Source organism: Paraburkholderia sp. 40 (assembly GCF_050434105.1).
Lineage (GTDB): Bacteria > Pseudomonadota > Gammaproteobacteria > Burkholderiales > Burkholderiaceae > Paraburkholderia > Paraburkholderia tuberum.
This window is the reverse complement of the sequence record NZ_JBNPVY010000002.1, coordinates 1,107,069-1,130,189: the sequence shown is the minus strand read 5'-3', so window position 1 is coordinate 1,130,189 and position 23,121 is coordinate 1,107,069. Positions and strand designations below refer to the sequence as shown.

Genomic DNA, 23,121 nt, shown 5'->3' with positions numbered 1-23,121 from the left:
GCGGGTCGAGGAACGGGTCACAGCAGTAGGATTCAGCATGTTCTGCGCGCGATTATTGGTAGTGGCGAAATTGTCCCACCCGCTATGGCCCGCAACTGGCGGCAAAGTGACGCGTTCGCTGCTCGGCAGTCCGAGCAACGGCGGTGCTCTGCCGAAGGTGAGAAGGTGAGCCGCCGCGGCCTATATCGACGTCGCCCGTCGACGGGTAGCGTGGCTCGATTCCGGCAAGGCAGGGCGTGGCGTGCCGCCCTGCGCCCGATGAAAGAGTCAGGCGGGTTCCTTGTCGGTGCCCGCGGCGGACGGTACCAGCAGAACCGGAAGAGTGGCCTGGCGCACGCAGCGTTCAGCGACGCTGCCGAGAATCAGCCGCTGAAAGCCACGCCGGCCGTGCGTGCCCATCACGAGCAGGTCGGCGTTGAATTCGGCGGCGGCTTGCAGCACGATCTCGGCGACATCGCCGAGCGACGAAGCCTCGGAGACGGCCGGGTCGCCCTTCACACCTTGCTCGGCCATCACTTTCGAAAACTCGGCACGCAGCTCCTGGCCTTCCTCGATCAGGCGGTTGCGCAGGATCGACGGGTCGTAGCCGGGCGCCTCGAAGTACATCGGCGTGTTTTCGACGACATAAAATGGCCGCAACACCGCGCCATTCGATTTGGCGAGATCGAGCGCCGCTTCAAACGCACGGCGCGAGGTATTGCTGCCGTCGACCGCTACAAGGATGCGTGTGTACATATCGGCTCCGCGTCAAAAATGCGTCTGCCACATTGCTAGCCGCGGCAGGTTTATTGATCTTTTATACCAATGAGCTTAGATGATTGCCGGAAAAGATGCACCGGACCAGGATGTAAATCAAACACTTGCCAAATATTCCGGCGCGGCGCGGACAAAATGGCGTGCGCGAAGCGGCCCGGCATGCTTACAACCCGTAAAACTTTGCTGAAGCCGAAACAGGGTTGGCCTTACAATCAAGCCATATTCAGACAAGCTGGCCAGTCCGCTGATGAACGATCGAAAAACCAAGGGCTTACCCGACCAGATCTACGGCGACATTCTCAACCGCATCCTCGAAGGCGAATACAAGGAAGGCGAGCGATTGCCGACCGAACACGCGCTGGCGGAGCGTTTCGCCACGTCCCGACCGACCGTGCGCGAAGCGCTCGCGCGATTGCGGGGCCGACGGCATCATCTCGACGCGGCACGGCTCTGGCACGACCGTCGCGCGGCGCCCCGATCCGGACGTACGCCGCTTCGCGCCGCTCGAAACGCTGTCCGATATCCGCCGCTGCTATGAGTTTCGCATCGTGACTGAGGCGGGCGCGGCCGCGCAGGCAGCGCTGAAGGCCGACGCCGACGACATCGCCGCGATCCAGCACGCGTGGGACGAGCTCGAGCGCATCATCGAGGCGCAGGGGATCGGCGCGAAGGATGACTTCCTGTTTCATCAGGCGGTCGCGCGCGCGTCGAAGAATCCGTTTTTCATCACGGTGATGTCGTTCATCGAGGAACAGATCCTGTTCAGCATGAACCTGTCGCGCAATCTGTCGCTCGTCAAGACGGTGGAGCGGCAGCGGCTGGTGCAGGCCGAACACATGGCGGTGCTCGACGCAATCCGCCGCAAGGACGCGGCGGGCGCGGGCGCCGCAATGCGCGCGCATCTCGAGAACGCGCTGGAACGGATGTTCGGTTCCTGAGTCCGCGCGCGCGGGTGAAGGCGTCGCGACTTTTGTCAGGCCGCGCTTCGGCGAGGTTCAAGCAGCGACGGCGACCGGCCCGAACAGCGAGGTCAGCGTTTTCGCGCTCACCGCGACGTCGAGCGCGACGGCCCGCTCGATGCCAATCTGCAGCGGCGGCCCGAGCCGGCTGACGTCGAGGCCGGCTCGGCGCAGCATCCTCTCGATCGGCGTGGTGGTCACCGTGACGTAATGCGTGATGCCCATGCGCTGCGCGAAGCGCATCACTTCCTGAATTGCGCGGATTGTCATATCCGTGAAACCAAACGACTGTTCCTCACCGCCGGTTTCGATCGCCCAGCGGCTCAGTTCCCAGATATGTCGCCCGACCGGCGCGGCCGCGCCATGCAGTAGCTGCGGGAAGGTGTCTTTCAGCATGTTCGGACCTTCGGTCGGCATCAGGCGCCAACAGCCGCGCAACCGTTCGTCTTCGCCCTGAATCAGCATGTAGTACGGCCCGAGCGCGTCGTAGCCGTCTATCTCCATTCCCGCGATGGTCGGAATTTCCCAGCCGAGCCGGCCGTGAAAGACACGGGCGCGCAAGCGGTACATCTCGTTCATTAGTTCGTTGTCGAATTCCTGCCGGAGTCCAATTCGGATCGTGGTTTGCATGACGTTCTCCTGTACGCGTTGGGGGGCTGCCAGATACGCAGGAAAACTTATGCATTCTGAATCTTTGCGCCACCTACCTACCTGGATAGGTGTGGATGCTTATCGGGTATATCAGAATTCAGACACGTCTCCGCCCCCAACCTACAAGGGTCCAAAATGGAACTCCTCGACAATCACTGGCAACCGCAAACCCACCTCCAGGCGCGTCCTTCGGAGGTCTCTTCGGCAGTGGATCGCGTTCTGATCATTGCCTATCGGAAGAAGAAAAAAGAGAGCCAGCGCCGTTTCTGGGCTCGCTTTGGCGTCACGCAATCGCGCGGCAGCCGCTTCGAGTCGGGCGCGGAGATCCCGGCGCCGGTGTCGATCCTGCTGGGTCTGTACTTCATGAAGACCGTGTCGGATGCCGATCTGGGTCGCGCCGAGCGTGTGATGTACAGCCGCGACGCGGCCGCGCTGCTCAACCCGGGTCAATAAGCCCAAGCTGCGCCGCGATCACGGCTGCCGCACGCCGCGAATTCACGCCGAATTTCGCCCTGATGTTTTTCATATGGAAGTTCACCACCGCTTCCGAGCAACTCAGGATGTGAGATATCTCCCACGTGGATTTGCCGCGTGCGGTCCATTTCAGACATTCTCGCTCGCGCGGCGTGAGCTTCGGCATCAAGGTCTGCGCATGTGAATTCAGATGCTGTTTGCTGGTGTCGATCACCAGGTCGCGCAACAGCACGAGGTTCGGCAACGCGGCGTTCACATGGCGCCTGAACCCGTCTGACGGCTTGTCGTCATTGACGAAGCACATCATGCCGGCTTCCTGATTCGGCCCATGAATTGGCAGCGTCACGCCCGCGCCCAGACCGTACGAGCGAGCTTCCTCATACAGGGAGTGCTGCGCCGGGCTGGCGAAAATCTCGGGCGTCCAGACCAGCGGCGATGAGCGTGACAGGCAGTGTGCGACCGTCGGATCGATATGCACCATGCCTTGCTCGTCGTACGTCTGGCGCCATGCCGGTGCGTAAGTGCTGCGCAGGTAAGCGTCCTCGAGACGCATGGTTGGCCGCGGCAGCATCGCGACCAGAATCTTCTCGAAGCCCCACGTTTCGGCTAAGCCCGTAATCACGCCGAACCATTCCGCCTCGTCGGCGGCGTCCAGTAGCGGTGCCATCTGCTCGATAAAGTGTAGCGACAATTTTTTGGCTCTCTCAGGCTCGCAAACATCTCGTTCACGGTTATTGGCAGACAAACTTCGGTCCGCTCTTTTGGTCCGCGTAATCTATCACTAAAAACTCGAACGCAATGCGCCGGTGCTCCGCGGGGTAAACGATAGCCGCCACGTGATAGCAACGCCGGTGTCGCCTATTATTATGCCGATTGAAATAAATCTTTAACCCGGCCGGGCTTCTCGGGTGAGCGGCGCGGCTAATCGGCGTCCGGCGACAGATTTTAATATGTTTCGTTGACAGCATTATTTCGTCGCGCTTCAGAATAAATCGTATTTACTCGATTATCTGGGGAAAGCGGGTTATTGCTCGCCGTGTCCTTGTTGCCAAAAAAAGCCTGCGCCGATTCCACAGGCTGCGGCCCCGCTTCATTGTTATACAAAAGAAATTTCGTGATCGGCTCCCGCGCAATTCGCCGCCGACGGCATGCTGGGCGATCGTCACGCGCAGGTTGTTTGACAACATTGTGATGCCGATGCTACCGTGAAGCCTCTGCCTAGCGCGTTTCCGCGTCAACCATCATGAACGAATCACCGCTCCGCGACGGCGAGTTCGCCGCGTCGGTCATGGCCGTGCCGCCGCTCGCGCGCCGGGCCGACTACACGCTCGACCCTGCCCAGAATCTCGCGCTGATCCGCCATATCGAAGCGGGCGGCGTACGCACGCTACTGTATGGCGGCAATGCGAACCTTTATCACGTCGCGGTCAGCGAATACCGCGAGCTGCTGGACCTGCTCGCCGAGGCCGCGGGCCCCGGGACACGGGTGATTCCGGCGCTGGGTCCCGACTACGGCAAGATGCTCGATCAGGCGCGCATCCTCGCGCAGACGCGTTACCGCACGGCGATGGTGCTGCCGCTCGGCGGCTTCACGACGTCCGAGGGCGTCGAGACGGGCCTCACGCGGATCGCCGACACGGCCGGCATGCCGCTCACGCTGTATATCAAGAGCGAAAACTACGTCGCTGTCGATACGCTCGCGCGGCTCGTCGAGCGTGGGACGCTGAGCGCGGTCAAGTATGCGATCCCGCGCGACAACCCCGCTGACGATCGGTATCTGCGCCGGCTGCTGCAATGCGTGCCGGCCGCGAAGATCGTATCGGGCATGGGCGAGCGGCCGGCGCTCGTGCATCTGCGCGAGTTCGGACTCGCAGCGTGGACGACCGGAAGCGGCTGTATCGCGCCGAGCATGGTGATGGCGCTGCTGCGCGCGGTGCAAAGCGGCCGGAGCGCCGATAGCGCCCGTAGCGCCGATCACGACACCGCCCAACGTCTGTACGATGCGTTCATGCCGCTCGAAACGCTGCGCAACGACATCTCACTGATCCGCGTGCTGCACGATGCAATCACGTTCACGGGCCTCGCCGACATGGGGCCGCTGCAGCCGCTGCTCAGTTCGACACCGCGCGAGCATCATGCGAAGATCGCGCAGACCGCGCGCACGCTGCTCGCTCTCGAGCGCGAGTTCGCGCCCACCCGATCGAACCGCTCCGACACGCAGACAACCCCATGACCGATCACAGCCGACGCTATCCCGATCCCTCCATCCGCGTGTTCGATCCGCGCTTCAGGTCGTTGATCATCGCGTCGGCGTCGGTCGAATGCTTGTATCAGGGCACGCGCTGGTCGGAGGGGCCGGTGTGGTTCGGCGATGGCCGCTATCTGCTGTGGAGCGACATTCCGAATGACCGCATCCTGCGCTGGGACGAAACGACGGGCGCGGTCAGCACGTTCCGTCAATCGTCGAACAATGCGAACGGCCATACGCGCGATCGCGAAGGGCGTCTCGTCAGTTGCGAGCACCTGACGCGGCGTGTGACACGCACCGAGTACGATGGCTCGATCACCGTGCTCGCCGATCGCTATCAGGGCAAGCGCTTCAATTCGCCGAACGACGTGGTCGTCAAATCGGACGGCTCGATCTGGTTTACCGACCCGACCTTCGGCATCGAAGGTTTCTACGAGGGCGAGCAGCAGCAGTCCGAGCTGAAGGCGTGCGTGTATCGGATCGACGGCCAGTCGGGCGAGGTGTCGATGGTCATCGACGACGTGCTCGCCCCGAACGGTCTCGCGTTCTCGCCGGACGAATCGCTGCTGTACGTGGTCCAATCGCGCGGCGAGCCGCGCAAGATCCGCGTATTCGACGTCGAGGCCAATGGCAAAGGCACGACGCTGTCGAACAACCGCGTGCTGATCGACGCGGGTCCGGGCACCCCGGATGGTTTTCGTGTAGACACGCATGGCAACTTGTGGTGCGGGTGGGGCATGGGCACCGACGAGCTCGACGGCGTGCGCGTGTTCAGCCCGCAAGGCGAGCCGCTCGGCCACATCGCATTGCCAGAGCGTTGCGCGAACGTTTGCTTCGGCGGACGGCATCGCAACCGTCTGTTCATGGCGGCGAGCCACGGGTTGTATTCGCTGTTCGTCAATACGCAGGGTGTGCGCGGAGGTTGAGCAATTGTCCGCTAACCAGACAACATATATTGCTATCGCGGCGAGGGCTCGGGTTTGCCCTTAACCCGCGGTGCCGGGCATTGAACGACAAGGATTTCAGGTAAAACGAGCCATTTTCTCGCCCGACCCACGCTCTCGACTATTTGCTTGACATCGGCTGTTGCGCTTCGCTATGTTCCCTTGGTAGAAAGAGACCGCCCGCAACGCATCGACCAGCGGGCTTCCATACCAAGAAGCGAGGAGACGCAATGACTGTTTCGCACAGGTTGTCGTTCAAGCTGGTATCCGTCTGTATCGCCGCGAGCGCGGCGTTCGCCCTTGCCGCGCACGCGGCCGATCCGGTCACGATCAATATCGTCGACGTGGCCGGCGATCTTCAACTCACGCAGAAGGGCTTCGAGGCGTTCAAGGCGAAGAATCCGAATCTCGTCGCGAACATCACGTTCACGAACGCGCCCGCGCCGCAATTGCCCGGCAAGATCAAGGCGATGCAAGCCGCGGGCCGCTCCGACATCGACCTCGTTTTGACCGGCACCGACGCGCTCGCGGCCGGCATCGAACAGAACCTGTGGATCAAGCTGCTGCCTGACAACGCGGCGCAGTTCACCGGCGTGCTCGACAAGTACGCGCCGGGCCCGCGCAAGATGCAGGATCTCGCGCAAGGCTACGGGCTCGAGGTCGCGTATATGCCGGCTGGTCCGCTGCTCGAATACAACCCGGCCAAGGTCAGCGATCCGCCGAAGACACCCGAGCAACTGCTGCAATGGTGCAAGGCCCACCCCGACAAGCTGATCTACGCGCGGCCGGCCAATTCCGGTCCAGGCCGCACGTTCCTGATGGGCTTGCCCTACGTGCTCGGCGACAAGGACCCGCAGGACCCGGTGCACGGCTGGGACAAGACGTGGGCGTTCCTGAAGCAGTTGAACGACTGCATACCGTACTATCCGGGCGGTACCTCGGCGGTGATGAAGGAACTGGGCGAAGGCACGCGCGACATGACCGTGACCGTGACCGGCTGGGACATCAATCCGCGCGCGCTCGGCATCGTGCCGGCCGAATTCCGCGTACAGCCGTTCGACAACATGACGTGGGTCAACGACGCGCACTACATGGTGGTCCCGAAGGGCGTGCCGAAGGAAAAGCTCGACGTGCTGTACAAGATGATGACCTTCATGCTGGAGCCCGCGCAGCAGGCGCTGACCTACGACGACGGCTACTTCTATCCTGGCCCCGCGATCAAGGGCGTCTCCGTCGAGCAGGCGCCCGCGCATAGCCAGGAGGTACTGCAAAAGTATGGCCGGCCCGAATACGCGAAGATGTTGGCCGATCGTCCGCATGCTTTGCCGCTCAATGCAGCAGCGATGGTCGCCGCCTTCAGGAAGTGGGATAGCGACATCGGCGCGCAGAAGACCCGTTAGGCCTTCACCATTGCGACGGAAAACGAGGCGAAACGCAGCGCGGCGTGAGGCACCGCCGCGCTGCGTGTTTTCAGCGATCACGCGCCTCGGCTTAACTGCCTGATGCGCCGCGCCCACCGCACGCGCGGCACTCGCGACATCCGTCGCCTCACGCGGATCAGGAAACCGCCATGAAGCATCACTTTGAGCAGTTGCGGCTCGATTCGGTGAGCCGCAGTTTCACCAACGCGCAAGGCCACGCGATCGCCGCGCTGCAGGGTCTCGATCTGACGATCCGGCGCGGCGAGTTCATCGCGCTGCTGGGGCCGTCGGGTTGTGGCAAATCGACGGCGCTGAACTGCATCGCCGGATTGCAGCCGCTCACCGGCGGCGGCATCTGGCTCGACGAGCGGCGCATTGACGTGCTGCCGCCGGAAAAGCGCGGCTTCGGCATGGTGTTCCAGAACTACGCGCTGTTCCCGCATATGAGCGTGCTGGACAACGTCGGCTTCGGCCTGAAAATGCGCGGCGTCGGCAGAAGCGAGATCGCGCGCCGTGCACGCGAGGCCTTGAAACTGGTGCAACTGACCGGTCATGAGCACAAGCTGCCCGGCCAATTGTCCGGTGGCCAGCAGCAGCGTGTCGCGATCGCGCGTGCGATCGTGATCGAGCCGCCGCTGATCCTGATGGACGAGCCGCTGTCCAATCTCGATACGAAGCTGCGCATCGAAATGCGCGCGGAAATTCGCCGCATCCATACGCAGCTCGAACGCGCGACGCTGTACGTGACGCATGATCAGGACGAAGCGCTGTCGATGGCCGATCGCATCGTCGTGATGAGGGAGGGCGTCGTGCAGCAGGTCGCGACGCCGAAGGAGGTCTATACGCGGCCGCGCAATCTGCATGTCGCGCGCTTCATGGGTTATCGCAATGTCGCCGAGTTCACGCTGGAGGGCATGCAAGGCGATGGCGTCGTGGTCAGTGCTAACGGCGTGCGGCTCATCGGCACGCCGATGGCCGGCTTTGACGGCAAACGCGTGAGTGTCGCGCTGCGCCCTGAAGACATGGAGCGCGCCGAGCCCGGCGCCGACAACGCGTTCGAGGCGCTGATCGACGCGGTCGAATACGGCGGCCACGATTCGCTGCTGCGCGTGAAGACCGCGTTCGGCGACGTGTGGGCGCGCGTGACCGGTGAATGCGCGGAGGGCGAGCGCATCACGCTGCGCGTGCGGCCGTCGTGCGTGCTCGTCTACGACGCCGAGGGCGCATGAACACGCCGACGCTTGTCCCGCCGCTTACGTCCCGCGCGCCGCGCGATGCCAATGCCTGGCTCGTCGCGCCCGCGCTGCTCTTTATCGTCGCGCTGTTCATCTATCCGTTCGTGTATGGTCTCGCGCTGTCGTTCCGGCCGATGAACGGCGGCGGCGTGTGGGCCAACTATCTGACGTTCTTCACCGACACGTCGATATGGCCGACGATTCTCGTCACGCTGAAGCTGTCGGTGCCGGCCACGCTGATCAACGTCGGCGTGTCGGTGCCGGTCGCGTTCGCGCTGCGCCGCTATTCCCGTTATCAGAAGATCGTCACGACGCTGTTGGTGATCCCGGTGACGCTCGGCACCGTGCTGATCGCCGACGGCATGCTCACCTACTTCGGTCCGCACGGCTGGCTGCCGCAGGCGTTGCAGGCGCTGCATCTGTACACGCAAGAGGTGCGGCTCACGCACAACTTCACGGGTGTGCTGCTGTCGCTGATCGTGTCGGGCTTTCCGTTCGCGTTTCTGCTGACGCTGTCGTACGTGACCGGCATCGACCCGACGCTCGCAAGCGCGGCCGCGACGCTTGGCGCGAGTCCGTGGCAGCAGTTTCGCCGCATCTATCTGCCGCTGCTCGTGCCGGGGCTCACGATGGCCGCGTGTCTGTCGTTCGTGCAGGCGTTTTCGGTGTTTCCGTCGGCGGTGCTGCTCGGCGCGCCCGCGGGTCCGACGCGCGTGATGTCGATTGCCGCGGCCGAAGCCGCGTTCGAGAGCTACGACTATCCGCTCGCATCGGCGATCGCGATGGTGATGGGCTTCGTGCAACTGCTGGTGGTCGCCGCGCTGCTCGGCGCGCGCCGCTGGTTCTATCGTGGTCCTGTAACGGGAGGCAAAGGCTGATGACGACCGATCGCCGCGCGACGCAGCCCGACTGGTCCGCGTCCACCTCCGCTTCCGCGGCGCCTCAGCCGGGCGACGGCGCCCGCGAGCCAGCGCAACATGCGCGTCAGCGCGCGAATCTGCCGGGCCGCATCTGGCAGGTGCTGGTGTGGGCCGTGATGGCGTTCTTCCTGATCAACGTCGTGCTGCTGATTGCGACCGTCGCGGTGAATTCGATCGCGACGCGCTGGTTCGGCACCGCGTTGCCGCAAGGCTTCACGTTGCACTGGTATGCGCAGGCGTGGAGCGACTTCCAGCTCGCGAGCGTGCTGTGGGTGACCGTGCAGGTGGTCGGCGCGGTCGTGCTGCTTTCGGTGCTGCTCGGCGTGCCGGCTGCGTATGCGCTCGCGCGCGTGCAATTTCGCGGCAAGCGCCTTGCGATGCTGATCTTTCTGCTGCCGTTGATGGTGCCGCCCGTCACCTACGGCATTCCGATGGCGACCGCGATGTACAAGGTCGGACTCGCCGGCACGCTATGGGGCGTGATTCTTGCGAATCTCGTACCGGCGCTGCCGTTCGTGATTCTGGTGATGACGCCGTTCATCGAGCAGATCGATCCGAATCTCGAAGCGGCCGCGCGCATTTTCGGCGCGAACACGTTCCGCTATTTCCGTTACGTGCTGCTGCCGCTGCTCGTGCCGGGCATGCTGGCGGCGGGGCTGCTCGTGCTGGTGCGCACGATCGGCATGTTCGAGCTGACGTTTTTTACGGCCGGTCCGGCCACGCAAACGCTGGTGGTCGCGTTGTACTACGCTGTGTTTTCGACCGGCGTGCGCGCGCCGCAATCGATCGATGCGATGGCGATGATCTATATGGCGATCACGTTGATCTGGGTGCTCATCGCACTACAATTCGTGAGCCCGACGCAGATCGTGTCCCGCGTGAAAGAACAGAGGCGCTGACGTATGGTCGGCGCCAATCGTGGAGTAGACGTTGACGAAGAGAAAGACCCCCGAGGAATTGCGCAGTCATCGCTGGTACGGCGCGAACGATCTGCGTTCGTTCGGCCACCGCTCGCGCACCGCGCAGATGGGCTACAACCGCGACGAATACGCGGGCAAGCCGGTCATCGCGATTCTGAACACGTGGAGCGAGATCAATCCGTGCCACACGCATTTCAAGCAGCGCGTCGAGGAAGTGAAACGCGGCATCTGGCAGGCCGGCGGCTTTCCGATCGAGCTGCCTGTGCAGACGCTGTCCGAGCCGTTTCAGAAGCCCACCACGATGCTGTACCGCAATTTCCTCGCGATGGAAGCCGAGGAGATGCTGCGCTCGTATCCCGCCGACGGCGTCGTGTTGATGGGCGGCTGCGACAAGACCACGCCCGCTTTGTTGATGGGCGCGATCTCGATGGATCTGCCCGCCATCTTTCTGCCCGCCGGCCCGATGCTGCGCGGCAACTGGAACGGCGTGACGCTCGGCTCGGGTTCCGATTCATGGCGCTACTGGGCCGAACTGCGCGCGGGCACGCTGACGCCGGACGACTGGCAGGGCGTCGAGGGTGGCATCGCGCGCTCGCCCGGTCACTGCATGACGATGGGCACCGCATCGACGATGACGAGCGCGGCCGAAGCGCTGGGCTTCACGCTGCCCGGCTTCGCGTCGATTCCCGCGCCCGATTCGCGGCATGCGCAGATGGCCGCGAAAACCGGCATGCGTATCGTCGAGATGGTGTGGGAGGATCTGAAGCCGTCGGACCTGATCACGGCGGCATCGGTCGATAACGCGGTGACGACTTGTGTCGCGCTGTCCGGGTCGACCAATTCGGTCGTGCATATGATCGCGCTTGCACGGCGCGCGGGCATCGAGTTGACGCTCGACCGCTTCGACGAGATCGCGCGCCGCACGCCCGTGCTCGCGAACATCAGACCGACCGGCGCCTATCTGATGGAGGACTTTTTCTACGCGGGTGGTTTGCGCGGGCTGCTCGCGGAACTGGGCGAACTGATCGACGGCTCGCAGAAAACCGTGAACGGCCGCACGCTCGGCGAGAACCTTGCCGGCGCGCGCATTTTCAACGACGACGTGATCCGCCGCCGCACGAATCCGCTACTGCGCGACAGCAGCCTCGCGGTGCTGCGCGGCAATCTCGCGCCCGACGGCGCCGTGATCAAGCCGGGCGCGGCCGAGCCGCATCTGCTCGTGCATACGGGCCGTGCGGTCGTGTTCAGCGACTACGACGACATGGCCGCGCGCATCGACGACGACGCACTCGACATCGACGAAAGCTGCGTGCTCGTGCTGCAGCACGCGGGGCCGGTCGGCGCGGGCATGCCCGAATGGGGTCAACTGCCGATTCCGCGCAAGCTGCTGCAAAAAGGCGTGCGCGACATGGTGCGCATCTCTGACGCGCGGATGAGCGGCACGAGCTATGGCGCGTGCGTGCTGCACGCGGCGCCCGAGGCATTCGTCGGTGGGCCGCTGGCGTTGGTGCGAAGCGGCGATCTGATCGAGCTCGATGTGCCGCGCCGCAGGCTGAATCTGCTGGTATCGGACGAAGAGCTCGCGCGCCGCAAAGCCGCGTGGGTCAAACCCGCTGCGCGCTTCGAGCGCGGCTATGGCGCCCTGCATCAGGCGCACGTGATGCAGGCGGATCAAGGCTGCGATTTCGACTTCCTGCAGCGCAGCGGCGTGAGTCCCGATAGTTCGGGCGAGCCGGAGATTCACTGAGGTTCAATACCCCACGCGATACACGCGCCCCGTCTGCGCCCCTTCCACACTGCGCAGATAAGCAAGCGCCGCGCGTTGCGCGCTGACGGGCTCGAAGCCGCGAAAGAACGGCGCGTAAGCCTCCATCGACTCGGTCAGCACGGTCGGACTCACCACGTTGATGCGCAACCCGCGCGGCAGTTCGATCGCGGCGCCGCGCACGAAGCCCTCAAGCGCGAGATTGACGGTCGTCGCGCTCGCTCCCTGCGGAATCGGCTCGTCGCCCAGAATGCCGCTCGTCAGCGTGAACGATCCGCCGTCGTTCACATACGGCAGCGCCGCGAATACGACGTTGATCTGGCCCATCAGCTTGTCGCGCAGCCCGACCCAGAACTGCTCGATGCTCATCTGCTCCAGCGGACCGAAATGCACCTTGCCGGTCGCGGTGACGACGCCGTCCACCTTGCCGATGTCGCGAAACAGCCGCTCGACGCTCGCCGGGTCCGTGCTATCGACGTGATATTGCCCGCGCGTCGCGCCCACCTCAATCACTTCGTGACGCGCCTTCAGCTCCGCGCGGATCGCCTGGCCCAGCGTGCCCGTGGCACCGACGACGACGATTCTTTTCATCCGCAACTCCGTTAAACGACCAGCGTTAAACCAAGCAAAGCACGCACCAGAATAAAACAGTGCGTGCTGCGTGATTGCCTGATAAATCGGAATAAACCCGGTAATTCAAACGCGCGCGTATAAAGGGATGATACGCGCGCCTATTTCACCCGATGTAATTCGATTACGCGCGCAGGCCGCAAATGATTGAGCGCATAGTGAATGCGGCCACGATCGTGGCGCTGTCCGACCGGACGCGGGTCGTCGTACTGATGGTCGGCCGAGTAGGCGGCGAGCGGCTCGGCCATGCCCTTGTCGATCACCGCGTAGCCCGGCTCGAGCGCGAGCAGCAGATGGTTGCCGCCGACCCGGCTGTCGAAGCCGGCCATGCCATCGAGCGACTCGGGCACGCTGTTGTCGAGCGTCGCATTGCTGGTCGTCACCGCGTCGGGCGAGATCGCGCCGTGGCCCGCCAGACGGGCCGCTTCGCGGTTCTTGCCGTCGGTGTCGACGGTGCTGTCGTGCGTGCGGTCGTTGTGCAGGTCCGTGCTTCGTGGGTCCTTCGGGTCCGGTTTCGTACCGGCGTTTTCGGGTTTGCTGATCGCGCTGTTCATCGTGCATTCTCCTGAAGCGGACATTCGAAGAAAAGAGCAAAAGCCGTTCCGACTGACACGGCGCCGCGGTGCGCGGGAGTCGCGATGCGTTGTCCGCCATCCTTCGATGCGAGTGGCGTTACCTCGCGATTGAATGGCGATGACATCCGCGATTCATTTCGTTTTTTTAATGGACGCGTATTTTCTACAGAGTATGATCTTACTCCTGCGACCGACGCGCGGATAAATTGGCGGCATGCTCCGGCTGTTCCAGCATGGTCGGAAAAAACTAACAAACAAATGGCCGCGGGACTGAGAAAATGTTACGGGGCTTCAGGGGCGGGTGACTCATGCACTTCGATGCTGCATTCACACATCGCGGCTATCTTCTGAATTGCGAACCGGCGCGCTCGGGCGACGGCTCCTGGCAACCGTATGTGGTGATCTCGCGCTCGAGCGACGGCGAACTGGTCGCTAACCGTTTCTTTCCCACGGAACTGCGCTTCTCCGACGAAGCCGCTGCCATCGCGCACGCGCGCGATTGGGCAGTGCGCTGGATCGACGCGAGCAGTCTGACTATCTGAAGTCAGGGAACGATGCGTGCGTGCCAGCGCACGTCGACGCAATGAATCCGAGCCGACCTGCGCGCTGCCGGGCGGGCACCGTTAAAACGCGGTAATCTCTGCTCGATAACCACTTCGAACCGGTGCACGCCGCACGGCGCCGTCCCTTATGCCCAACGAGCCTTCCCATAACTGGGGCCTTGAACAGATCGTCGCCGACCTGCGCGCCTCGCGCGAGCAATTGCATCGCACGCGGCATCCGCTCGGCATTCGCGAATTGCCATCGCGCGAAGCGGTGGTCAATATCGTGGCCGGTCTGCGCGCCGCGATGTTTCCGACGCATTACGGCGCGCCCGATCTAACCGACGAGACGGTCGACTACTACGTCGGCCACACGCTCGAAAGCACGTTGCGGCTGCTCGCCGAACAGATTCGCCGCGCGCTGCGCTTCCTGCCCGAGTTCGGCGCGACGCCCGACGCCGAGTTGCGGGAGCGCGCGTTCGCGGTGGCGCGCGAGTTCGCGACGCAGCTGGCGGGCATACGCGCGCTGCTCGTCAGCGACATCCAGGCTGCGTACACCGGCGACCCCGCCGCGCAGCACATCACCGAAATCCTGCTGTGCTATCCGGGCGTGTGGGCGATGACGCATCATCGGCTCGCGCATGCGCTGCATCGGCTCGGCGTGCCGCTGCTGGCGCGCTTCATCAACGAGATCGCGCACTCGGCGACCGGCATCGACATTCACCCGGGCGCGACAATCGGGCCGAGTTTCTTCATCGATCACGGCACCGGCGTGGTGATCGGCGAGACAGCGATCATCGGCGAGCGCGTGCGCGTGTACCAGGCGGTCACGCTCGGCGCGAAGAGCTTCGCGGCCGATGAGGACGGCACGCTGATCAAGGGCAACGCCCGGCATCCGATCGTCGAGGACGATGTCGTGATCTACGCGGGCGCGACGATTCTCGGACGCGTGACGATCGGGCGCGGGTCGGTGATCGGCGGCAACGTGTGGCTCACGCATAGCGTGCCGCCGGGCAGCAGCGTATCGCAAGGCAAGGTCCGCGAAGGAGAGCGCACCGACAACGGACGGCAATGATGCACGGCTAGCCGTCGCGCCCGCGTGCCGGGACGATTGCATCGCTGCGCCTAGCCGATCGGCCAATGGCGCAACCACGGCAACGCATGCATGCCATGCAGCCACACATGCTCGCCGATAAACCACGCGTCCGCCCAAGACGCCGCGACGACGATCAGATCGCAGTGCCCGCTATTCCATAGATTCAACGAATGTCGCCCGGCGATCCACGGCACGCCGAGCGGATTCGGCCAGTCGGCGAGCAGATGCATCAGGCCGCCGCACGCGAAGCCGAACGCGGGCGCCGCGTAGATCGAATGTCCGAGCGTGTGATACGACACCGCGAGCAGCGCGAGCCAGCCGATGCCCCAATGCGTCAACGTGCGATGCGTGATCCACAGCCGCCGCGCGCGCGACCACCATGCGACTTCGAGCCAGTCCGGCGCGGTGCTGCCGGCCACGCCAGCGATGAAGCTCAGCAGCACGCCAGCATGAAAGGGACCGCCGCCGCTGCGCGCGACGATCGCCGCCGCGATGATGCCGGCTGCGAAACCGGTCGCATGATGCGCTTTGCTGGATGCCATCGAAACTCGCGGCACACGTGCCGCGCGAAAAACAAAGGGCGGCTATGTTCGCAGATGGGCGCGTAAAAAAATAGCCGATGCGCGAGATAAAAATTCGCGCACCGGCCTTCCGTGCATGACGCGCACGGCGTTCAAGCGCGCCGCTCAGGTCGCGCAGCGCGCGATATCGAAGCGCATTTCCTCTTCGGGCGGATCGTCGGGCGCATTGGCCGGATGCACGACCTTGATGACCGTGTTGCCGTTGAGCGGGGTCAGCGTGACGAAGTACGAGTTGTGCGAATCGGCACCGACCGCAAGTTCGGTTGCCGCGCCGGCGTGCGAGGTGCGCACGCGCGGCAGACGTTCTTCGAGGCAGGCGGCGATGGACGCAGGCGTGCGTGACGACGACACGTACACGAGCGGTGCGGACGCATCGCGCGCGGGGCCGCCCGATGAACCGCAAGCGGCGAGGGTGGCGGTGAGGGCGACAGCTGGGGCAAGCAGGAGAAGTCTTTTCATGATCCGATCGTCGGCATTCCCGGTCATGCATGGGAAGGTGAGGCGCGGGCGAAGCGCGATGCGCTGACGTACAGCGCGATGCTTCGCGACGAAGCTGCCGTGCAGGCGGCGCGGTTTCGCGGCGTCGCACGGCGGCCGGGGCAGTATACCGAGCATGTGTCGACGTCGTCACTAGCGCGGCCATGCGTTTATTGGTCTGACGGCAAACCGTAAGGCCCGTGAAAATACTCGAACGTGATCGTGTCGCGTGGGTTCGACCGCGCCACGCGGGGATGGCCGCGCGGCGCAATGCCTGCATGAAAAGCGTGATGAGAACCGCCGTCAGAAGCGATGCCGCAGACCGACTGCCGCGGCGACCCGGTTGCCGGTCGACGACGGCGCAAGCGTATTGATCGCCGCGACGTTCGCGCCGAAGTCGCCGAGTTCGCCCGATGCATGCTGGTACACGCCTTCGAGGTACACGTCGGTGCGCTTGCTCAGTGAGTAATCAGTGAGTAATCGCCCTGCAGCGACACCGTGCGCCACTTCGGATCGCCCGAGCCGTTCGAACCACTCATCTTGCCGTCGGTGAACGTGTACGAAGCGGAGACGCTCAATGCCGGCGTCAGCGCATAACGGCCGTCCACTTCGTAGTTGTCCAGATGCAGGTTGGCGCTCGCGATGCCCGGCAGCATCGCGCCGCCGACGTTCACGCCGATGATGCCGTCAAGTTGCGTGTGCGTGTAGACGAAGCCCGCGGGAGCCGGCCCGTAGGAATAGTTGATGTCTGCGCCGAACGTGCGTTGCAGATCGGCCGCGATCGCCGCGGTGCCGTCGCCTTGCGACACGGCGCCGTTCAGGTTCGAGCTGCCCGAGTTGTTCAACTGCAGATAGGCGGCGAAGCTCAACGGACCGTTGTCGTACGAAGGGCCCGCGCTCAATTGTTCGCGAACTGGCCGGCCGCGTTGCTGAAACCGTACAGCCCGCCGAACTTCAGGCCCGCGTAGTTCGCGCTCGAGTACTTGACGGCGTTCTTGATCGAGAACGTGCTGGCCAGGTTGTCGTTATCAAACGGGTGGGCCGCGAGATTGTTGCCGTAGCCCTCGCCCGCTTCCGACAGCGGCGCCAGGTAGTCGCTGACCGCGTCGTACTGACGGCCGAGCGTAAGCGTGCCGAACTGATCACTCTTCAGGCCGACGAACGCCTGGCGATTGAACATCGTGTTGCTTTCGCCGTTCTGGCCATTGTTCAGGTTGAAGCCGTTTTCCAACGTGAAGATCGCATGCAGACCACCGCCGAGGTCCTCGTTGCCGCGCAGACCAAAGTAGGTGTTCGACAGCGAGCCGCTGCCCTGCCGCCAGTTGCTGTGACCGAGCTGGTTGTTCGAGTAGATGAGGCCCGCGTCGAGCGAGCCGTACAACGTGACGCTGCTTTGCGCGTGGGCGGCGAATCGGCATTCCAGCGAAGGATGGTGCTGGCGCCCCGTTGACTGTCGATTCGCAGCGAAGTGTAATTGCCGCTATGCGGATATTTAAACACGCGCCTTACAGCGGTTTATTTTCGAATCCGCGATTCTGTGAATTAATCGCGTAAGTGCAGATCCGCAAAAGGAAACTATTTTTTACGATCAATGGCGGGACGCGTTGTCAAGTCTGAGGCTATTGTCGGGCCGTAACGGCTCAAGGCCCCGCGGCGAGCACAAGGGGAAAGCGGACGAGGCCGTTTGCGCTGATTCCCACGGTTTTGCGCAATGCAGTCTTTCGAAGAAAGCCTTAAATCGAGGAGGGATGCCACTTATAATTTCGATAGACCCCTTCGACCAAAGGGCGTCTTTTTCATTTTTACACGCGGCTTTCGGGCCGCGTTTTTTTATCTGAAATTTAAAGCGGATTTATACATCGTCGCGTAGGGTAAATATAACTTTTCGCGCGTGGAGCGGCTGCGCCGTTCCGAACGCGCCTTGTCCGTTCGTCAGAGCGAGCAGGGCCAAGCGGGCTGGGCAGGTAGAATCGCGGGTTCGAAATCTGTTTGTGCGCCCCGCGAAGTGAGTGAACCTGTGATGACCGACACGCCCTTTCCCTCGACCGACACGAATGCCGAGTTCCTCGGACCGGACGACAGCGTGCATGAAGAACGTCTGTGGCGCGACAACGGCTGGACCGCGCGCATCATCAAGAACGAAGACGACGAAGGCTGGGCCGTCGAAATGATCAAGGACGGCGAGGCGGAGCCTGCGCTCGTCGGACCGTGGACGATGGGCCGCAACAAGAAGGATCCGAAGCCGCTCGACGTATCGGCGTTCAACACGCTCGTGAAAACCGCGGCGGAAGTGCTGCGTCGTCACGAGCAGCAGCTGCGCGCGCAACTGCACAAGACGGTGCGCGTGCCGAGCGCGGACGGCAACGACGAACTCGACATCACGCTCGACATCGTCCCCGACGAAGACGAGCCGTACGCACTGTTGAGCGCGCTCGATATTTTCGGCGAGCAGATCGCGCAAGTGCAGGTTGCGCCAACGTTCAAGCTCAGCAAGGCGAGCGCGGCGGCGTGGGTGGCAAACGAGTTTCGTCGGCCGGGGTAAGTGGCGGTTGTAGGCGCGGTTGCGTCGTGATCGGATCCGCTGGTCGCTGACACTGCCGGCGATCATGACGCAGTTGGCAGAGCGGCGCTGCTATTTCACTGGCCACTCGAACTGGCTCGTGGTCGAAGATATCGACGATCGTGGCGAAACGGTCGAATACGACGTCTCGCCAAACCCTAGCTGCGCTTGCAGAAAATCGCCGTGATGAGCGGCGCGACGTGATGCACGATCGCCGTGCTGCCGGCGTTTTCAACCGCGCTTTTAACCTTGTCGTCGCTGCCGAACACGACCGCGCCATACGCGGACTGCGCGACCGGTTCGCCGTCGCCGACCCGGAACATCGGGTCGTCCTTTTCGAAGCCCACCACCGCGAATACGTGGAAACCGAACGCGGTCAGATGCGCATCGGGCATCGGCGAGAACGCGTTGATCGAGTTGCTTTCGACGTGACTTGGCTTCGGGTTGATCAGCTGCTGCTGCATCAGATCGGCAATGAACTGGTGGCCGCTCTCATTGCATGTCAGCGGCGCGTCGAGCTCCACGGCGAACGAGGAAAGGGGCAGCGCGGCGGCGGCGGCAAACAGCAGAGGGACAAGCAGACGGTTCATGAGCGGAGGCGGGCGTCAACAGTCGATGTCGTGGATTAGCAACCACTGCGCCATCCCCCGGAGGGCACGAGCGGTGCTGCACATCGAACAGATTCCGCGTGACTGGCACAACTGGATTCGCACTTTACAGCGATTCGGTGAATTCCGCTTTGTGACGGACACACGAACGGCATTTGCAAATTGCAGAGCAACGTATGACATAACAGCAAGCTTTCAGAATCCCGTATATATTTCCGCCTTATGACTTCGCAACCCCGACCTCCAATCAACGTTCCGCCGCCGCGTACGTGGGACGCCCGGCTCGCCCGCCGGCTCGTGACACCGCTAGTTGACACCTGGGTCACCCCGAACCATTTGACCACGCTGCGCCTGCTGATCGGCGTCGCAGGCGCGCTGTGCCTTGCGCACGGGGGATTCGCGTGGGCCAATGCGGGCGCGCTGCTGATCGTCCTGTCGAATTTCGTCGATCACACGGACGGCGAACTCGCGCGAGTGGGCGGCAGGTCGAGCCGCATCGGTCATTTTTACGACCTCGCCTGTGATGCGCTCGTGACCGTGATGCTGTTCGTCGGCATGGGTATCGGTGTCGGCGGCGCGCAGATCGACGCTGTGAAGCTCGCGCCCGGCGTGCTCGGCGCGGTGGCTGGTGTCGCGGTCGCCCTGATCTTCTTTTTGCGCATGCGGACCGAAGAAATGGTCGGCAAGGCCGGCACGAAGCAGGCGTCGATGGGGGGCTTCGAAACCGAGGACGTGCTGTACCTGCTGCCCATCGTCACGCTGACGAATGTCGTCGCGCCGTTCGTGGTGGTCGCGTCGATCGGCGCGCCGCTGTTCGCCGTATGGGTGGTGATCGACTACTGGCGCATCGCGCGCCGTAGCGCTCGCCCGACGGCCAAGGCCGCCAGCGCGTCTGAATCCCGTCAACAGCGGACCAGCAAATGAATCTGCACGCCGAAGACGACGTGATCGCGCCCGTGTCGTCAGGCACGCCCGTGGCGGCGCTCACGCCCGCGCCCGATGCCGACCGCGCGGTCGCGAGCCGTACCCGCACGTTCGACAACGCGCGTCTGCGTAAAGACTTCGCCGCGCAGGACGCGTTTCTGTATCTGGACGATTTCCTCGCGCCGGAAGTGACCGCGCAGCTGGTACACAGCGCGCGCTCGCTGCTCGACGAAGTGAACCGCAACTATCTGCCGGGTCACAAGCAGGGCGGCAGTGTCGGCCGCCATACGATCGACCGTCTCGCGCCGTTCATCGCCGAGCTGTATCGCTCGAAGGAGTTGATCGGCTGGCTCGAGCAGCTTAGCGGCGACCAGTTGCAGGTGTCGCCCGCCGACGATCCGCACGCCTACGCGCTCTACTACTACACGCGCCCCGGCGACCATATCGGCTGGCACTACGATACTTCGTATTACGACGGACGCCGCTACACGCTGCTGCTCGGCGTGATCGACGAATCGTCGTGCCGGCTCGACTACGAACTGCATACGCGCAATCCGGAGGTGCCGGACCAGCCGGGCTCGGTGCAGATTCCACCGGGCGGCCTCGTGTTTTTCGATGGCGACAAGCTGCGTCATCGCATCACGCCGGCCGGCTCGAACGAGATTCGTGTGTCGCTGACGTTCGAATACGTCACCGATCCCAACATGCGGCCGTGGCGCCGCTTCGTTTCCAACATGAAGGACGCGATCGCGTACTTCGGTTTCCGCCAGGTGTTCCGTCAGATGGCCTCGCGCGGCAAGGACGCCGCGTGAGTCGGGCGGCCCTGCTTCTGCTGTCGATCGGATCGGCGCTGTTCGTCGGCCTGCTCGCCTGGCAGGGCTTCGGCTCGGTGGCGTCGACCTTGCTCGCAGCCGGCTGGGGGCTCGCCGTCGTCGCCGCGTTCCACGTGATGCCGCTCGTGCTCGATGCGGCTGCGATCGCCGTGCTGTTCAGGCGCGACCACCCCTCGCGTGACGGTGCGCATGAAGGTCCAGCAAGCGGTGCAACCAGCCGCCCGACGAGCGCTGCACGAGCCGAACCCTCGCTGCGCGATGCGCTGTCCGCGCGCTGGATCGGCGAGTCGGTGAATAGCCTGCTGCCCGCTGGGCAGATCGGCGGCCCGGTGGTCATGGTGCGTCAACTGTCGCAGCGCGGCATGCTGCTGCGCGACGCGGCCGCCGCGATCACCGTCAGCACGACCTGGCAGCCGCTCGTCAGCGCATCGCGCTGAGGCGTCCGTGCCGCGTGCGAAGATGCACGGCAGCGCGCGATGGCACACGGCAAAATCCCCTCGCGCGACAACATTTGTTGTCGCCGCGATGCCATAATCGACGCTTTCCATTGATGGCTGGCCGCCCGTCGCCATGACAATGCTGCTCGCTTTAGGCGCTTTCATCGTTCCGCTGATCGTCGCGTGCGCGATGTTCATGGAAAACGTGGACGGCACGGTCATCGTGACGTCGCTGCCGGTTCTGGCACGCGACCTCGGTCATGATCCGATCACGCTGAAGCTTGCGATCACCGCGTATGTGATCGGCCTTGGCGTCTTTATCCCGATCTGCGGCTGGGTCGCCGACCGCTTCGGTTCGCGCACCGTGTTCCGCACCGCGATCGGCATCTTCATGGGGGGCTCGCTGCTGTGCGCGGCCTCCACTTCGCTCGATACCTTCGTGCTCGCGCGCTTCGTGCAGGGCATCGGCGGCGCGCTGATGGTGCCGGTGGGCCGCATCATCATCTTCCGGTCGCTGCCGAAGTCGGAGTTCATTCGCGCGATGAACTATCTGACGGTGCCGGCGTTGCTCGGTCCAGTGGTCGGGCCGCCGCTCGGCGGCTTTATCACCACCTATCTGCACTGGCGTCTGATCTTCGTGATCAACGTGCCGATCGGCCTGCTCGGCATCTGGCTCACCAACAAGTACATCGCCAATACGCGCGAGCCGCATCCGGGCCGGCTCGACTGGCTCGGCTTCGTGCTGTCGGCTAGCGGGGCTTCGCTGTTCATGCTCGGGCTCTCGCTGGTCGGCGGCGAACTGGTGTCGACGGGACAATCGGTCGGCATGTGCGTGACCGGCATCGTGTTGCTGCTGCTTTATGTGCTGTACGCGAGCCGCGTCGCGCTGCCGGTGCTCGATCTGCGTTTGCTGCGCATTCCAAGTTTTCATGCGAGCGTGATCGGCGGTTCGCTGTTTCGGATCGGTCTTGGCGCCGTGCCGTTCCTGTTGCCGCTCGCGTTGCAGGAAGGGCTCGGCATGACCGCATTCAGAGCCGGCGCGATCACGTGCGCGTCCGCGTTCGGTTCGATCTTCATGAAGACGGTGGCGTCGCGCATTCTCGAACGCTTCGGCTTTCGTACCGTGCTGATGGTCAACGCCGCGTGCGCGGGTCTCGCGATCGCCGTGTACGGGTTGTTCTTTCCCGGCACGCCGCATTGGGTGATCTGGTGCATCGTGCTGGTGGGCGGCTTCTTTCCTTCTCTGCAATTCACGTCGCTCAATACGCTGGCCTATGCCGATATTCCGGGCAGCGACGTCGGCCGCGCGACGAGTGTCGCGAGCGTCATCCAGCAGATGTCGCTCGGCCTCGGCGTGACGATCTCGGGCATCGTGCTGCAGATTTCGCATCGTGTGCAAGGGCATCCGAACATCGTGTTCTCCGATTTCTGGCCGGCGTTTCTCGTCGTCGGTCTGTTCTCGTGCCTGTCGATTCCGATTACGCGGCGGCTGCCGCGAGACGCGGGCGAGGAGATCTCGCGCGGCCGTCGCGGGCGCGCGTAAGCCATCATGCGGATGTCGTCGT

General features: G+C 63.6%; 22 protein-coding genes and 3 pseudogenes. 16 read left to right on the top strand and 9 right to left on the bottom strand.

Annotated features, from left to right (window positions below; genetic code table 11):
- Nucleotides 1-267 precede the first annotated feature (267 nt).
- Nucleotides 268-735 carry a universal stress protein gene (locus OKW28_RS06425; RefSeq protein ID WP_090807329.1) on the bottom strand — a complete coding sequence of 156 codons (468 nt, stop codon included), beginning with the start codon at nt 733-735 and terminating at the stop codon, nt 268-270.
- 268 nt (nt 736-1,003) lie between these two features.
- Here OKW28_RS06425 and OKW28_RS06420 point away from each other — a divergent pair.
- A pseudogene (locus OKW28_RS06420) lies at nt 1,004-1,694 on the top strand (FadR/GntR family transcriptional regulator).
- A gap of 57 nt (nt 1,695-1,751) precedes the next feature.
- On the opposite strand, the gene OKW28_RS06415 reads toward OKW28_RS06420, so the two are convergent.
- Nucleotides 1,752-2,345 (bottom strand): acyl-homoserine-lactone synthase, encoded by a 594-nt coding sequence (locus tag OKW28_RS06415; protein WP_429444249.1) that lies wholly within the window; start codon nt 2,343-2,345, stop codon nt 1,752-1,754.
- A gap of 156 nt (nt 2,346-2,501) precedes the next feature.
- On the opposite strand from OKW28_RS06415, the gene OKW28_RS06410 reads away from it, so the two are divergent.
- Nucleotides 2,502-2,819 carry a hypothetical protein gene (locus tag OKW28_RS06410; RefSeq protein WP_013092374.1) on the top strand — a complete coding sequence of 106 codons (318 nt, stop codon included), beginning with the start codon at nt 2,502-2,504 and terminating at the stop codon, nt 2,817-2,819.
- Here the strand turns inward: OKW28_RS06410 and OKW28_RS06405 are convergent.
- The gene (locus tag OKW28_RS06405; protein ID WP_429444248.1) at nt 2,803-3,507 is read right to left on the bottom strand and encodes a helix-turn-helix transcriptional regulator; all 705 of its coding nucleotides are present in this window, start codon (nt 3,505-3,507) and stop codon (nt 2,803-2,805) included. The genes OKW28_RS06410 and OKW28_RS06405 overlap by 17 nt on opposite strands.
- Before the next feature lie 576 nt (nt 3,508-4,083).
- Here OKW28_RS06405 and OKW28_RS06400 point away from each other — a divergent pair.
- From OKW28_RS06400 to araD, 7 genes are all read left to right on the top strand, one after another.
- Nucleotides 4,084-5,073: a dihydrodipicolinate synthase family protein gene (locus tag OKW28_RS06400; protein WP_429444247.1), complete on the top strand. Its 990-nt coding sequence runs from the start codon at nt 4,084-4,086 to the stop codon at nt 5,071-5,073.
- Entirely contained in the window at nt 5,070-6,014 is a 945-nt protein-coding gene (locus tag OKW28_RS06395; RefSeq protein ID WP_429444246.1) for an SMP-30/gluconolactonase/LRE family protein, read from the top strand. The genes OKW28_RS06400 and OKW28_RS06395 overlap by 4 nt, the downstream gene beginning before the upstream one ends.
- Nucleotides 6,015-6,262: 248 nt before the next feature.
- Entirely contained in the window at nt 6,263-7,432 is a 1,170-nt protein-coding gene (locus tag OKW28_RS06390; RefSeq protein ID WP_429444245.1) for an extracellular solute-binding protein, read from the top strand.
- A 170-nt stretch (nt 7,433-7,602) separates the two neighbouring features.
- Entirely contained in the window at nt 7,603-8,682 is a 1,080-nt protein-coding gene (locus OKW28_RS06385; RefSeq protein ID WP_429444244.1) for an ABC transporter ATP-binding protein, read from the top strand.
- On the top strand, nt 8,679-9,566 hold the full coding sequence (locus OKW28_RS06380; protein ID WP_429444243.1) for an ABC transporter permease: 888 nt from the start codon (nt 8,679-8,681) through the stop codon (nt 9,564-9,566). Before OKW28_RS06385 ends, OKW28_RS06380 begins: the two co-directional genes overlap by 4 nt.
- Nucleotides 9,566-10,507 (top strand): ABC transporter permease, encoded by a 942-nt coding sequence (locus OKW28_RS06375; protein ID WP_429444242.1) that lies wholly within the window; start codon nt 9,566-9,568, stop codon nt 10,505-10,507. The genes OKW28_RS06380 and OKW28_RS06375 overlap by 1 nt, the downstream gene beginning before the upstream one ends.
- 31 nt (nt 10,508-10,538) lie before the next feature.
- Nucleotides 10,539-12,275, top strand: coding sequence for an L-arabinonate dehydratase (araD, locus tag OKW28_RS06370; protein ID WP_429444241.1), 1,737 nt, complete (start codon nt 10,539-10,541; stop codon nt 12,273-12,275).
- Between the two features lie 3 nt (nt 12,276-12,278).
- On the opposite strand, the gene OKW28_RS06365 is transcribed toward araD, so the two are convergent.
- Together OKW28_RS06365 and OKW28_RS06360 are read right to left on the bottom strand one after the other, a co-directional pair.
- Nucleotides 12,279-12,884: a short chain dehydrogenase gene (locus OKW28_RS06365; protein ID WP_429444240.1), complete on the bottom strand. Its 606-nt coding sequence runs from the start codon at nt 12,882-12,884 to the stop codon at nt 12,279-12,281.
- A 140-nt stretch (nt 12,885-13,024) separates the two neighbouring features.
- A complete protein-coding gene (locus tag OKW28_RS06360; RefSeq protein WP_184007055.1) occupies nt 13,025-13,477 on the bottom strand; it encodes a DUF3005 domain-containing protein in 453 nt (150 codons plus the stop codon).
- Nucleotides 13,478-13,806: 329 nt separating this feature from the next.
- Between OKW28_RS06360 and OKW28_RS06355 the strand changes: the two genes are divergently transcribed.
- Nucleotides 13,807-14,040 (top strand): hypothetical protein, encoded by a 234-nt coding sequence (locus OKW28_RS06355; protein WP_013092363.1) that lies wholly within the window; start codon nt 13,807-13,809, stop codon nt 14,038-14,040.
- Between the two features lie 148 nt (nt 14,041-14,188).
- On the top strand, nt 14,189-15,115 hold the full coding sequence (gene epsC, locus OKW28_RS06350; RefSeq protein WP_018423597.1) for a serine O-acetyltransferase EpsC: 927 nt from the start codon (nt 14,189-14,191) through the stop codon (nt 15,113-15,115).
- Between the two features lie 50 nt (nt 15,116-15,165).
- Here epsC and OKW28_RS06345 read toward each other — a convergent pair whose 3' ends face one another.
- The 3 genes and pseudogenes from OKW28_RS06345 to OKW28_RS06335 all read right to left on the bottom strand — a co-directional run bounded on the left by OKW28_RS06345 (nt 15,166) and on the right by OKW28_RS06335 (nt 17,617).
- Nucleotides 15,166-15,678: a metal-dependent hydrolase gene (locus tag OKW28_RS06345; protein WP_429444239.1), complete on the bottom strand. Its 513-nt coding sequence runs from the start codon at nt 15,676-15,678 to the stop codon at nt 15,166-15,168.
- 144 nt (nt 15,679-15,822) lie between these two features.
- Complete coding sequence (locus tag OKW28_RS06340) at nt 15,823-16,332, bottom strand: hypothetical protein (RefSeq protein ID WP_429291650.1); 510 nt, start codon at nt 16,330-16,332, stop codon at nt 15,823-15,825.
- Nucleotides 16,333-16,497: 165 nt separating this feature from the next.
- Nucleotides 16,498-17,617, bottom strand: a pseudogene (locus tag OKW28_RS06335) (porin).
- A gap of 597 nt (nt 17,618-18,214) precedes the next feature.
- On the opposite strand from OKW28_RS06335, the gene OKW28_RS06330 reads away from it, so the two are divergent.
- Complete coding sequence (locus OKW28_RS06330; RefSeq protein WP_184024828.1) at nt 18,215-18,736, top strand: hypothetical protein; 522 nt, start codon at nt 18,215-18,217, stop codon at nt 18,734-18,736.
- A 176-nt stretch (nt 18,737-18,912) separates the two neighbouring features.
- Here OKW28_RS06330 and OKW28_RS06325 read toward each other — a convergent pair whose 3' ends face one another.
- The gene (locus OKW28_RS06325; protein WP_429444238.1) at nt 18,913-19,344 is read right to left on the bottom strand and encodes a hypothetical protein; all 432 of its coding nucleotides are present in this window, start codon (nt 19,342-19,344) and stop codon (nt 18,913-18,915) included.
- 240 nt (nt 19,345-19,584) lie between these two features.
- Between OKW28_RS06325 and OKW28_RS06320 the strand changes: the two genes are divergently transcribed.
- From OKW28_RS06320 to OKW28_RS06305, 4 genes and pseudogenes are all read left to right on the top strand, one after another.
- Nucleotides 19,585-20,286, top strand: a complete 702-nt coding sequence (locus OKW28_RS06320) for a CDP-alcohol phosphatidyltransferase family protein (RefSeq protein ID WP_429444237.1) — start codon at nt 19,585-19,587, stop codon at nt 20,284-20,286.
- Nucleotides 20,283-21,098, top strand: a complete 816-nt coding sequence (locus OKW28_RS06315) for a HalD/BesD family halogenase (protein ID WP_429444236.1) — start codon at nt 20,283-20,285, stop codon at nt 21,096-21,098. The genes OKW28_RS06320 and OKW28_RS06315 overlap by 4 nt, the downstream gene beginning before the upstream one ends.
- Nucleotides 21,095-21,538, top strand: a pseudogene (locus OKW28_RS06310) (TIGR00374 family protein); the annotation flags it as partial. The gene OKW28_RS06315 and the pseudogene OKW28_RS06310, both read left to right, overlap by 4 nt.
- A gap of 157 nt (nt 21,539-21,695) precedes the next feature.
- Complete coding sequence (locus OKW28_RS06305; RefSeq protein WP_429446868.1) at nt 21,696-23,099, top strand: MFS transporter; 1,404 nt, start codon at nt 21,696-21,698, stop codon at nt 23,097-23,099.
- The last annotated feature ends 22 nt before the right edge of the window (nt 23,100-23,121 follow it).

What these genes read in the sequence shown, in the direction of transcription:
- OKW28_RS06425 (WP_090807329.1), bottom strand. Translation starts at nt 735, where the DNA reads ATGTACACACGCATCCTTGTAGCGGTCGACGGCAGCAATACCTCGCGC.
- OKW28_RS06415 (WP_429444249.1), bottom strand. Translation starts at nt 2,345, where the DNA reads ATGCAAACCACGATCCGAATTGGACTCCGGCAGGAATTCGACAACGAA.
- OKW28_RS06410 (WP_013092374.1), top strand. Translation starts at nt 2,502, where the DNA reads ATGGAACTCCTCGACAATCACTGGCAACCGCAAACCCACCTCCAGGCG.
- OKW28_RS06405 (WP_429444248.1), bottom strand. Translation starts at nt 3,507, where the DNA reads ATGGCACCGCTACTGGACGCCGCCGACGAGGCGGAATGGTTCGGCGTG.
- OKW28_RS06400 (WP_429444247.1), top strand. Translation starts at nt 4,084, where the DNA reads ATGAACGAATCACCGCTCCGCGACGGCGAGTTCGCCGCGTCGGTCATG.
- OKW28_RS06395 (WP_429444246.1), top strand. Translation starts at nt 5,070, where the DNA reads ATGACCGATCACAGCCGACGCTATCCCGATCCCTCCATCCGCGTGTTC.
- OKW28_RS06390 (WP_429444245.1), top strand. Translation starts at nt 6,263, where the DNA reads ATGACTGTTTCGCACAGGTTGTCGTTCAAGCTGGTATCCGTCTGTATC.
- OKW28_RS06385 (WP_429444244.1), top strand. Translation starts at nt 7,603, where the DNA reads ATGAAGCATCACTTTGAGCAGTTGCGGCTCGATTCGGTGAGCCGCAGT.
- OKW28_RS06380 (WP_429444243.1), top strand. Translation starts at nt 8,679, where the DNA reads ATGAACACGCCGACGCTTGTCCCGCCGCTTACGTCCCGCGCGCCGCGC.
- OKW28_RS06375 (WP_429444242.1), top strand. Translation starts at nt 9,566, where the DNA reads ATGACGACCGATCGCCGCGCGACGCAGCCCGACTGGTCCGCGTCCACC.
- OKW28_RS06365 (WP_429444240.1), bottom strand. Translation starts at nt 12,884, where the DNA reads ATGAAAAGAATCGTCGTCGTCGGTGCCACGGGCACGCTGGGCCAGGCG.
- OKW28_RS06360 (WP_184007055.1), bottom strand. Translation starts at nt 13,477, where the DNA reads ATGAACAGCGCGATCAGCAAACCCGAAAACGCCGGTACGAAACCGGAC.
- OKW28_RS06355 (WP_013092363.1), top strand. Translation starts at nt 13,807, where the DNA reads ATGCACTTCGATGCTGCATTCACACATCGCGGCTATCTTCTGAATTGC.
- epsC (WP_018423597.1), top strand. Translation starts at nt 14,189, where the DNA reads ATGCCCAACGAGCCTTCCCATAACTGGGGCCTTGAACAGATCGTCGCC.
- OKW28_RS06345 (WP_429444239.1), bottom strand. Translation starts at nt 15,678, where the DNA reads ATGGCATCCAGCAAAGCGCATCATGCGACCGGTTTCGCAGCCGGCATC.
- OKW28_RS06340 (WP_429291650.1), bottom strand. Translation starts at nt 16,332, where the DNA reads ATGCTCGGTATACTGCCCCGGCCGCCGTGCGACGCCGCGAAACCGCGC.
- OKW28_RS06330 (WP_184024828.1), top strand. Translation starts at nt 18,215, where the DNA reads ATGACCGACACGCCCTTTCCCTCGACCGACACGAATGCCGAGTTCCTC.
- OKW28_RS06325 (WP_429444238.1), bottom strand. Translation starts at nt 19,344, where the DNA reads ATGAACCGTCTGCTTGTCCCTCTGCTGTTTGCCGCCGCCGCCGCGCTG.
- OKW28_RS06320 (WP_429444237.1), top strand. Translation starts at nt 19,585, where the DNA reads ATGACTTCGCAACCCCGACCTCCAATCAACGTTCCGCCGCCGCGTACG.
- OKW28_RS06315 (WP_429444236.1), top strand. Translation starts at nt 20,283, where the DNA reads ATGAATCTGCACGCCGAAGACGACGTGATCGCGCCCGTGTCGTCAGGC.
- OKW28_RS06305 (WP_429446868.1), top strand. Translation starts at nt 21,696, where the DNA reads ATGCTGCTCGCTTTAGGCGCTTTCATCGTTCCGCTGATCGTCGCGTGC.